Annotated in this window: 9 protein-coding genes and 1 pseudogene; 6 read left to right on the top strand and 4 right to left on the bottom strand. The window is 53.0% G+C overall.

Annotated features, from left to right (window positions below; genetic code table 11):
- A partial coding sequence (locus tag MHZ89_RS22365) for an IS1 family transposase (RefSeq protein WP_001691633.1) occupies nucleotides 1-112 on the top strand: 112 nt, incomplete at its 5' end.
- Between the two features lie 59 nt (nucleotides 113-171).
- Here MHZ89_RS22365 and MHZ89_RS22360 read toward each other — a convergent pair.
- Nucleotides 172-380: pseudogene (locus MHZ89_RS22360) on the bottom strand (VOC family protein); the annotation flags it as partial.
- Nucleotides 381-1,034: 654 nt separating this feature from the next.
- Here MHZ89_RS22360 and MHZ89_RS22355 point away from each other — a divergent pair.
- The 4 genes from MHZ89_RS22355 to MHZ89_RS22340 all read left to right on the top strand — a co-directional run bounded on the left by MHZ89_RS22355 (nucleotide 1,035) and on the right by MHZ89_RS22340 (nucleotide 5,378).
- A complete protein-coding gene (locus MHZ89_RS22355; protein WP_311784644.1) occupies nucleotides 1,035-2,735 on the top strand; it encodes a DUF4942 domain-containing protein in 1,701 nt (566 codons plus the stop codon).
- 105 nt (nucleotides 2,736-2,840) lie between these two features.
- Nucleotides 2,841-3,206, top strand: coding sequence for a hypothetical protein (locus tag MHZ89_RS22350; RefSeq protein WP_311784643.1), 366 nt, complete (start codon nucleotides 2,841-2,843; stop codon nucleotides 3,204-3,206).
- Nucleotides 3,207-3,871: 665 nt separating this feature from the next.
- Nucleotides 3,872-4,462 (top strand): hypothetical protein, encoded by a 591-nt coding sequence (locus MHZ89_RS22345; protein WP_311784642.1) that lies wholly within the window; start codon nucleotides 3,872-3,874, stop codon nucleotides 4,460-4,462.
- 64 nt (nucleotides 4,463-4,526) lie between these two features.
- Nucleotides 4,527-5,378, top strand: a complete 852-nt coding sequence (locus MHZ89_RS22340; protein ID WP_311784641.1) for an LPD29 domain-containing protein — start codon at nucleotides 4,527-4,529, stop codon at nucleotides 5,376-5,378.
- A gap of 266 nt (nucleotides 5,379-5,644) precedes the next feature.
- Here the strand turns inward: MHZ89_RS22340 and MHZ89_RS22335 are convergent, their stop codons facing one another.
- Entirely contained in the window at nucleotides 5,645-6,145 is a 501-nt protein-coding gene (locus tag MHZ89_RS22335; protein WP_120458493.1) for a lytic transglycosylase domain-containing protein, read from the bottom strand.
- Nucleotides 6,146-6,541: 396 nt separating this feature from the next.
- On the opposite strand from MHZ89_RS22335, the gene MHZ89_RS22330 reads away from it, so the two are divergent.
- Nucleotides 6,542-6,943: a hypothetical protein gene (locus MHZ89_RS22330; RefSeq protein ID WP_096073958.1), complete on the top strand. Its 402-nt coding sequence runs from the start codon at nucleotides 6,542-6,544 to the stop codon at nucleotides 6,941-6,943.
- Nucleotides 6,944-6,987: 44 nt separating this feature from the next.
- Here the strand turns inward: MHZ89_RS22330 and MHZ89_RS22325 are convergent, their stop codons facing one another.
- Together MHZ89_RS22325 and MHZ89_RS22320 are read right to left on the bottom strand one after the other, a co-directional pair.
- Complete coding sequence (locus MHZ89_RS22325) at nucleotides 6,988-8,319, bottom strand: helix-turn-helix domain-containing protein (RefSeq protein ID WP_033755903.1); 1,332 nt, start codon at nucleotides 8,317-8,319, stop codon at nucleotides 6,988-6,990.
- A 69-nt stretch (nucleotides 8,320-8,388) separates the two neighbouring features.
- On the bottom strand, nucleotides 8,389-8,492 hold a 104-nt coding region (locus MHZ89_RS22320), incomplete at its 5' end, for an IS1 family transposase (RefSeq protein WP_000496773.1).

The raw sequence follows: 8,492 nt of genomic DNA, 5'->3' as shown, positions 1-8,492 counted from the left end.
TCTGAGGCAGCACCTGGCACGGCTGGGACGGAAGTCGCTGTCGTTCTCAAAATCGGTGGAGCTGCATGACAAAGTCATCGGGCATTATCTGAACATAAAACACTATCAATAAGTTGGAGTCGTTACCGGGTTTTACGTAACTTCAATTTAAAGTTTTCACTAGAATGCGAGATTTGAGGGTGAAGGTTGCACCGGATGATCATGGCACTGAGTAAACTCAAGGTGCCAGGACAAACCATCCAGTCCTAACATGTATCCGCTGAATCCATTGTGGTCTGTAAAGTCGCCGATTTTTTCTAACCCAAGCCCGTTACAGTACATTTCACAGCTTTTACTGAGTGCACTGACAGGTCTGGCATCCTCATGTGCTGCAGAACCATAAACACCTCCATTTTTTATCCTGATTCACCATAACATTTCTTCTCCGGCTCAAACCCTGTAAACGCCCTTAATAATTTTGGCGCACTTGTATGGTTATACAGTGAGAACTTTTTTCCAAAGATTGATGCATGCAGATGTTGGAAACGTCCGCTTCTGGCACTTAACGAACATAAGTATCGAAAACCTGATGGCCCCCTCCGGCTCCCCGGCGCTGCCGGGTCGTCGAGCCCCACTGCGCTAACCGGCAGAGCCGGTAAGCTTCGCCGAATCCCTTCGGGGTTCGGGCCTGTCGGCTAGGGTCTGATGGCGAACGGCCAGGTCAACCCCTGCAGCCGGCTGGCGCCGGCGCGCTCACTGGCCACCAAAAGACGTGGCCGCTGAGGACCGGCCCGGCACCGTGGTGTGCCGTTCCGGGGCCGTGCCCTGTTCATCCTTCCGCGTTCTGTTTTGTTCCCCTGAGCCCCTTCGCCGTGCAGAAACCTGGCACCCGGGCGTCTTCACGCAAGGGTCGCAAGCTAAACGGCTGCACCCGGTCCCTTCGGGCTGCGGCTTTGCCGTTTCCCCCTGCGCTCAGCCTGATGCCCGGTCGCCCGTTCTGCCCTCACGGCGAGGAACTCAGAGAAACATCACTTAAACCACACGGGAGAAACAACATGTCACAGCAGAACGTCAACACCACGGCTTCAGAATCTAAAGAATCATCTCTTTTTAACGGCCAGGGCGATCATGGCGGAGCGGGGGAACTGCTGGGCGATAACTTCTATGCGCCGGTAGAGGCGGATCTGATTGATTCCCTGCTGGGGCGCTATCAGCACACCCGGGCGAAAATTGAAGCCATCGCCAGCATGGTCACCAGCGGTGAAAACGCGCCTGCGGTGGCGCACTTTATCAGCGGCAATCTGAGCAGCCGCCGGGGCTATTACGGACGTTCCGTGGGCGAAATGTTCAGCGTACCGGGCGCGGTCGCATCCCTGAATGCGGCATTCTGGCAGGAGGCGTTAGACCTGACGGACGTTTACCAGTACATGCCCAACGACCGGCGCAACGAGTGGAATGAGCAGATCCGCGAGATGAATGCGCCGGACTTTGAGGAGAAAACCGTACGCGCCACGCTGTCTGAGCTGCTGTTCTCCCGCGAGAAGTTTTTTGCCGAGCGCATAGACGGCATTTTCCGCAACCTGTCCGGGGAACACGTCACCAACCGCCCGGAGGGCTTTGGCAAGCGCATGATCATGGCGCGCGTGTACGACGAGTGGGGCGGCAATAATTACGACCGTACCGGCTACATTGATGACCTGCGCCAAGTGATCGCGAAATTCATGGGCCGCGATGCCACCAGCTACCGCACCACAGACAAAATCCTGCAGATCGCCCGCAAGCGTGCCGGAGAATGGCTGACCCTCGACGGGGGCGCGCTGCGCGTGAAAGCCTTCCTGAAAGGCACGGCCCACCTTGAAATCCATCCCGATATGGCATGGCGCCTCAATGACATTCTGGCGTTTCTGCATCCGGCGGCGATCCCGGCGGAGCACCGGCAGAAGCCGCGCACAAAGTCGAAGACTTTTAACCTGCAGTCAGACCTGCTGCCTTTCAGCGTGCTGAGTGAACTCAGTGAGCTGGAGATCGAGCGCACAGAACCCGTGCAGCGTAACCGCTGGGAAGAGCCACGCCAGCCGGTTACCACGAACCCGAATAATCGCCGCTTTAAAAACCTGATGGACTTCGATAAGGGCGTGCGCGCGGAGGCTGAAAAAGTGCTGATGAGTATTGGCGGCGTGAAGATGGCCAGAAACGCGTTTACCTGGTTTGAGTTCGATTACGACCCGGCCACGGCAATTCAGGATATTCAGCTGAGCGGCGCGCTGCCGGATCAGAAAACGCACCAGTTTTACCCGACACCCCAGGCGCTTGCCACGCAGCTGCTTGACGAAGTGAACATCCAGGAGGGTGAAACCTGCCTGGAGCCAAGTGCGGGTATGGGGGGACTTGCCGATTTGATGCCGCAGACGCAAACCATCTGCGTGGAAGTCTCCCCGCTGCATTGCCGCGTACTGGAGGCCAAAGGGCACACCGTAACTGAAGGCGACTTTCTGCAGTGGGCGCAGGAAACCCGCCAGCGCTTTGACGTCGTGGTGATGAATCCGCCCTACAGCGAGGGTCGCGCCGTGGCGCATCTGAATGCAGCCGCTGAGCTGGTAAAAGAGGGTGGTCGCCTGGGGGCCATACTGCCAGCGGGAATGGACAGAAAAGGCGTGCTGCCGGGCTGGGACTGCAGCTGGTCTGAACCAATGGAGGGCATGTTTGCAGGGACGGGGGTACGCGTGGTGCGACTCATGGCGTACAAACCGGAATAACAGACAGAAAAAAGGCAGGGTGTTAACCCTGCCAGATTCCGCCCCTGGTATCTACGACGAAGCCGGGGCATCAGAGAAACACTGACCACAGAACAGGAGATCAATGTGTCTACAGCGCAAACCTTAACACTGGATAACCAGACAGTAAACCCGGAATTAACCGGGACGCGCGAGCCGGTGCGAATGGACGTAATCGAAGAGATTGCCGCAACGGCTGCGGGAACTGAGCGACCGGCGCTTATCTGGGGGAATACGGACCGGGCAACGGTTGCGGCCGAAGCGCTGTGGGTATTTGCCAGGCGTACCGGTTTAGACGGAAAAGGGGAGGAGGCTTATACGGCTGTGCAGGATCTGATAGCTAGCCTGATGCACCTGTGCGAACAGGAGGGCATAACGGACGAAAACGTAACATTTGCGTCGCTGGTAAGTATGGCGGAAATGCATTATCAGGCCGAGCTGGAGGAATGTTAAAAGCAGTTAACGCGGGGCTGGCAATGGCACTGCAGCAGCTTCAGCCGCGGCTTTAAAAGCGGGCGGCCCTGCGGGCCGGGGAAAACCGGTGCTGACGCACCGGCTCTCTCCCTTCGCCTGCGCTTTCTCTCTCCGGGACGCTGTCGCACGGTCTTCTCTCTCTGCTTCCTGCCACTGTCCATTCTGCTGTGCTGCAGCTGCTTCGCCGGGTTCCTGTCCCATAGGGTCAAAAGCATAAACAGCCTGATGGCCCCCTCCGGCTCCCCGGCGTTGCCGGGTCGTCAGCCCCACTGCGCTAACCGGCAAAGCCGGTAAGCTCCGCCGGACCGCGAAGCGTTCCGGGCCTGTCGGCTAGGGTCTGATGGCGAACGGCCAGGTCAACCCCTGCAGCCGGCTGGCGCCGGCGCGTTCACTGGCCACAAAAAGAAGTGGCCGCTGAGGACGCCCGCGTTGCGGTCGGGGGTGTGCATGCTCATCTCCGGCGCGGTGGTCATGTTGCGGTACGTCCCACGCGGCGGGCGAATCCAGGCACCGTCATTCATCAGATACAAGGGTGAAGTGCACGCCTGCGGCGCCCTTGTATCTGCTGCCTGCCGTTGCTTCTCAGCCCTTTGCCGCGAGGAACTAACCGAAACATGAATTAACCACCTGACAGGAGAGCCAGCATGCACACACAAAACGTCAACGTCGCCGCTTCAGAATCTTCCAAAACATGGGGTAACGGACCAAAAATCTGCGTCAGCGCAAACGATCTGCGCACGCGCTGGCACACCATAAACGCAGACGGCAAAACCGTCACGCCGTCAGAGGGGAAGCACTACCCGGCGCGAAACGGCAGCTATGGTGTGGACGCGCTGCTGCTTGATGAAACAGATGTCATCGCGCTGATGGCTGCCGGACATACCGCGTTGCCGTGTCTGGCGAGCTCAGGCGGGGGCATGACGGCGCTGTACGACCTGGGCGAAAAGGCCGCCGGGCGTTACCTGATTGCCAGCCGTGGCCAGATTTTTTACCGCACGGATTCATGGCAGGAAGTGCGACGGAAGTATATTCGCCGGGCCTCAGAGGTGCGGAGCGAGGAAGTGCAGAAGTTTCTCGATAACTTTGACGCGGCGATGGCGGCAGGACTCGACCTCTACAAGGCAAGCGACGTCGCGCGTGGGATTATCTCACTGGAAAATGCCCTGAACCCGGCGACTGAAAATCAGGCAACTACTGATACCGCTGATACCACTCTGAACGAGATCCCCTTCTGAAAACGTTGCGCGGCCTGTAAAGGCGGGCCGCTTTTTCGTCTCAACTGATTTAAGGAAAACTGAAATGAAAATGCACAATGCGCAGGCAGTGGTTATCGGTCAGGTTGTCAGCACAGTTCTTTACAATCGCGGGCGGGGCGTCGTGTTCGCCGTTCACGGCGAGCAGAAACCGGCATCAGTCGGGTCGCTTTCAGGCTGCGTATCTTATGGCGGTAATGCCACGTTTGATATTGCGTTTGAGAGCGGCGGAATATCGCGCGGGCTGCCTGAAAGTATCCTGCACGGAAAACAGTGGAGTATATTCCCGGAAATAAAAAGCGGGGAAGAGACGGCGCGCATTGTGAAACACGCGGAGTCTGAAGAACGCCGTAAGCAGAAGGAAAAAGAGGAGGCCGCGCGACTTTATGCAGCTGAATGCGAGCGTTTAAAAACAGCCCCGGAATATGCCGCGCTCTCGCAGGATAAAAACGGCGCCGTGCAGGTAACATCCAATATCCGCAAAGAGCTGAAAGCAAAATTTCCGGGCGTTAAATTCTCGGTGCGTAAGCGCAGCTATGACAGCATAAGTATTAACTGGACGGATGGGCCGACAGAGGAAGAGGTGAAAGCCGTAACGGATAAGTACAAAGACAGTTATTTTGACGGCATGCAGGACATGTCCGTTTCCTGTGCCTCTCCGTTCAACCGCATTTATGGGGGCGTGGGCTACGTTTTTACCGATCGGGATTATTCGGACGAAATGAAGCAAAAGGCAGTGGGCATTATCGCTAAAAAATATGGCGGGAGTCTGGAAGGTGAGGAAATAACGCTGGCGCGTTTCAATAGTGGTGATCTTTACCGGGTCGGACGCGATTACTTCTGGCACAGTCAGGGCGTGCAGGGTGAGATAAACAGAACGCTTGCGGAAATAAAATAACAGTCGCTGGGGAGCCTGAAGGTTCCCTTTTTTTCGCCTGTTATCCGCCGCCGGTATTGAACCGGTGACGGATAAATGTGATCTATCGCAATTTCTGTACATACGGTGCTTACGAAAAAAAATAGAAGTTACTTCTGTTACCCGTTCCCGGCATCGAGCCGGGGCGGGGCGGGTAATTCTGCGCGCGGGCTTCGTTGCCGTCTTTAAACAAATGCAGCGCAGAGAGATAAAGCTGGGCTGCGCGCTTCGTCAGTATCAAAAACCGTTCAGCCGCTGAATGCCTTGCGCGGAATTTTACCTGACTTAATGGCCTTGTAATGTTTATCAATCAGCATCGCATAGTTATAGCGATTCGTTACGGTTACCGGCAGGTTTTTCATTCCCGCGTTGTACATTCCCACAGCCAGCCACGTTGTGCCGTACTGATTGAAATTGCGGCGCAGCAGCATGGCACCAATATAAATATTCAGACATGGCTCGCTGAGCAGCTTTTCTTTGCTGAGGCCCGGGTACTCTTTCTGTAAGCGTCGCATTGTGACCGAATTAATCTGCATGAGCCCATAGTCACTGCTGCCGGGTTTACCGTCTTTTGTCAGGTTAGTATTAATAGCTCCCGGGTTATAGCGGGACTCCTGCCAGGCGATAGCGCGCAGATAGTCCGGATCGATGGAATACCATTCGCCGGCTTTAATAAAACAGTCCGCATTCACGCTGGCGGAGAAAATGCCTGTCGCCAGCAGGGCTGCAGCGTGAGTGAATAAACGCATTGCGGCTCCTGATTTGAAAAGTTCGGAGGAGATGTCAGGCTCAATAATATCATAAGAGTTGGGTTTTTACACACCACTCGCAAATTTCTTTTTGCTGGTTAATATATTATAAATCAGCAGCTTAGCTTTAAACCGTAGAAAATTTAATCTTATGCTGATTTACCAGAAGGTAACCCAGTGGAATCCTGAAAGTTTTTTCTTGGTTACCATATGGTTTGTTATAGGTTTATCAGTAGTTTATAATGGATTTCTAACTATTGGTTTCCATATGGTTACTCAGTTTTAAGCCTGATGTTACCTGATGGTTACCATAAAAGATGAGTCTGCACCCTTCCAGATTGTCTGGTCCGATGTGATGCTTACATATATTAGTTAAAACGAGTGTGAGAAAAAAATATGAATGATGAAAATGCAGCTAAGCGTAACCGGGTTAACCTTACCATCCCTTTTTCACTGCTGGAAAAGATTGATGCACACGTCGAAAAAAAACTGGAAGACGGCGAATCCCGTGATACAGCTAACAGATCAGCGTTCGTAATGGAAATGTTCAAACTCGGTTTACGGGTGCATGAAAACAAACTTAACAAGGATGCATCTGAAAAAACGCTCGATCAAAAGCTGGAACTCATTGCTAAAAATGCGCTGATGAATGGGTTCATTATCGACGCAATTTTCGGCATCATGAAAGAAACGGTTGATACTTCTAAAGTCGTCAGGAACGAAATGCTTCTTGATCCAGACTGGCCTAAAGAGATGAAGGAAAGAGTTGCCGGTAAATTACTGGAGTACTTTAAATAATTAATGCCAGCCTGATCTATCTGCGAATACATCAGGCTTCTTATTCAGGAGTCACCCTTCTCGTCTTTTCCATTGTCATCCTGCCTCAGTGCATCGGTCTCTCTTTTCAGCGCGTCACGAATATAACGGCGTAGCGTCAGTGCATTAATTCCGTATTGTGTATAAACCTGCTTTCTTGTATGGCCGTCTCGTAAGACAGCATTAACTGCCTGATCGCGGTCGCGTTTAGACAGTACGTTACGGTTATCATACTTGACGCGCTTTTCCTTAATTTCAGGAGAGTCTTTCTTTTTGCTCCATGCGCGTTTAACCGTTGCAACCGTCACACCCAGTATATCGGCGGTTTGCTGTAGCGTTTTACCCTGCACGCGCAATCGTACCGCATAGTCTTTTAATTCTTCAGATATAACCCTGTAATCTTCATGCGTGCCAACGTACTTAATAAGCGTGTCGTTCGTGATGCTGTATTCAGTCAGAATATGCTTTCTGAGTATGCCCTGGCTTAACTTTACTTTTATCGCCTCAACATCTTCTGGTGTCAGTTTTCTCTCATGCTCCCGAGGGATGATTTTCTGTCCGTCACGATCGGCTATTTTTTTAACGGCGTGATAGATGACTGCGCGAGATACTCCGCAGGCCTGCTCAATTTCTTCTATCGTCATTTTTGGCTCGGCATGATACATGCGTGAAATCAGCTCCCACTGCTTCCAGCGGTAATCCATTGCAGAGCTTCCCTTGCGCTTTTTTATCAGCTTGTAGACGTAAGATTCAGAGCAGCCCTGTTCTTCACATATATCCCTGACGCGCCAGCCCAGCATTACACGCTCTATCACTTTATCTGCATCGGGCCCGTTTTTTTCTTCCAACACCTTTTTTGGTGGATTTGCTTTTTTAGCGGATGTTGTGGATTTTGTACCGACCGGGGCGGTTTTGATTTTTGAGTGAGTTATTTCCCCGGGCTCTGTAAATATTGCCTTTTCGAGACTGTTCTTTATTTTTCTGGCGTGCCACAGGTTCACGCCGGGACGGGGGAGGGGGACCAGGAAATCCGCATTAACCATTATCCATGCAGCCGGGTCGGCTACGTCTGAATATTGTCTCAACTGTGTGAGTGACCGTTCGGCCGCCGCCTGCAGCTGCCTGGCCGGGACGCGATTTTTAATAAAAGCGAGCAGTGGAATGGTTACGAGCTGGCAGGCATAAAAGCGGGTTTCTCTGAAGCTAACCTCAAACCAGCCCGGATTACGCATGTAATGAAGGAGGGCCTCGTTAAGCAACTCAGATAAGACAACCTCATGCTTTATCCTAAAAACCTCGGATGAAAAGCCCGCCGGATCGGCAATCAGAACAACCAAATCGGCAGCATTAGCCATCATTTTTCTTTTCCAGTCAGTCTGTTAGTGAGATGAGCGAAAATACTAACCATAACGGGTAATGGTCCCAACTTATTGATAGTGTTTTATGTTCAGATAATGCCCGATGACTTTATCATGCAGCTCCACCGATTTTGAGAACGACAGCGACTTCCGTCCCAGCCGTGCCAGGTGCT

Origin of the sequence: Pantoea sp. ACRSB, from assembly GCF_022346905.1 — a bacterium.
Taxonomy (GTDB): domain Bacteria; phylum Pseudomonadota; class Gammaproteobacteria; order Enterobacterales; family Enterobacteriaceae; genus Pantoea; species Pantoea piersonii.
The sequence above is the reverse complement of the archived record's forward strand: the minus strand, read 5'-3'. Positions and strand labels throughout refer to the sequence as shown.